This window comes from Vibrio sp. 10N.222.48.A3 (assembly GCF_041475345.1).
In the GTDB taxonomy this organism is placed as follows: domain Bacteria; phylum Pseudomonadota; class Gammaproteobacteria; order Enterobacterales; family Vibrionaceae; genus Vibrio; species Vibrio tasmaniensis_A.
In genome coordinates, this window is record NZ_JBFRVX010000669.1 from 1 (window position 1) to 1,851 (window position 1,851).

At 46.2% G+C, this 1,851-nt stretch carries 1 protein-coding gene and 2 pseudogenes; all 3 read left to right on the forward strand.

Annotated features, from left to right (window positions below; translation table 11 throughout):
* A pseudogene (locus AB4653_RS18110) lies at positions 1-745 on the forward strand (chitobiase); the annotation flags it as partial.
* Between the two features lie 2 nt (positions 746-747).
* Positions 748-1,632 carry an N-acetylglucosamine kinase gene (locus AB4653_RS18115; RefSeq protein ID WP_009847567.1) on the forward strand — a complete coding sequence of 295 codons (885 nt, stop codon included), beginning with the start codon at positions 748-750 and terminating at the stop codon, positions 1,630-1,632.
* Positions 1,633-1,644: 12 nt separating this feature from the next.
* A pseudogene (locus AB4653_RS18120) lies at positions 1,645-1,851 on the forward strand (beta-hexosaminidase); the annotation flags it as partial.

The following is a 1,851-nucleotide window of genomic DNA, read 5'->3' on the forward strand; positions in this document are numbered from 1 at the left end:
AGCAAGAACTTGGGCTAGTCGCTTGATCGCACGTCAGCAATCTGATGATTCAGTTGAGCACTTTTGGTCAGCTAATGCTGATGGCTCTCGCCCCTATTTCCATGCAGCTGAAGCTGGCCTTCCTGTAATTGCTCTGTGCGAGTACATCGATAATGAAACTGACACTGAGTTGAAAGAACAAGCACGTGTGGTTGTTGAGCAAGCTTGTCAGTTCGAAATCAACATTACCGACAAAGTCATCAACCCATTTGGCTACCCAAGACAATACGTAAAATCTGTCGATGGTGATAAACGTGATGCCTTCTTCGTCGCTCAACAAAACGAAACTGGCTACTGGTGGCAAGGCGAAAACGCGCGTCTTGGCTCAATTGCGACCATGGCTTACCTAGTTCAACCGCACATTAAAGATAATGACCTTCAGCAGCGTCTAATCCAACTTTCACAAAATAGCCTTGACTGGATTTTGGGCCTCAACCCATACCACATGTGCATGCTTGATGGCCACGGTCATAACAACCCAGACTATCTACCACAACTTGGTTTCTTCAATGCCAAAGGCGGGATTTGCAATGGCATCACGGCAGGGTTCGAAGACGAACAAGACATCGCATTCAACCCACCAGCACAGAAAGACGACATGCTTCAAAACTGGCGCTGGGGTGAACAATGGATCCCTCATGGGGCGTGGTACTTACTGGCGACTGCAGCACAGTTCAATCATTTAGCACAGTGTAAGGAGCAATAATCATGACGCTTTACTACGTAGGTATTGATGGTGGCGGTACATCTTGCCGTGCTCGCATTCGTGATAACCAAGGCAAACTCATTGGTGAAGCGAAAAGTGGCAGTGCCAACATCCTTTTGGGTGTCGATGTTGCAATGAGTTCAATTGTTGATGCGATTACTAAAGCCGCACAACAAGGGCAACTCAACTCTAACGATTTTTCTAATATGCATGTTGGTTTGGCGCTAGCTGGTGCTGAACAGAAGTCAGCATGGCTCGACTTCATGGCACAAGCACACCCTTTCGCAAGTATGACACTCAATACAGACGCCTATGGTGCATGTATTGGTGCACATAATGGCCAAGATGGCGCGATCATGATTGGTGGTACAGGTTCATGTGGTATCTACCTAAACAACGGCGAACAACATGTGGTTGGCGGTCGTGAATTTCCAATTTCTGACCAAGGCGGCGGCGCAGTGATGGGCCTTCGTTTAATTCAGCAAGTCCTACTCGCTGAAGATGGTATTCGCAGTAAAACCCCATTAACTCAACATGTTATGAATCAATTTAATAATGATGTGGATGCGATTGTGGCGTGGTCAAAAGGCGCGATTCCAAAGGATTACGGTCAATTCTCACCCGTCATTTTTCAACTGGCAAATGAAGGCGATGAACTGGCTATAGAGATGCTTAAGCAGACTGCAGCCGATATCGAAATGTTTGTATTAGCGCTGCATCGAAAAGGCGCTGACAAGGTGTGCTTAATGGGAAGTATCGCTGAGCGTATTCTCAACTGGCTATCACCACCAGTACAACAATGGATCGTTAAACCTCAATTTGACGCTATCGAAGGCGCATTGATGTTTGCCGGCAAGTCACAACACAACTTGTATCAACAGGCTTAGCAGGGAAGTTATATGAATTATCGCATCGACTTAGCTGTTCTTTCTGAACAAAAAAATAACTGCCGATTTGGCCTTACGGTACATAATTTAAGTGACCTCGACGTAAAAGATTGGTCTCTGCATTTTGCATTTGACCGATTCATCCTTCCTGAGAGTCTATCGCAAGGTGAACTGACTCAAGTTGGAAGCTATTGCACGTTCAAACCAAGTGCGCCCGTG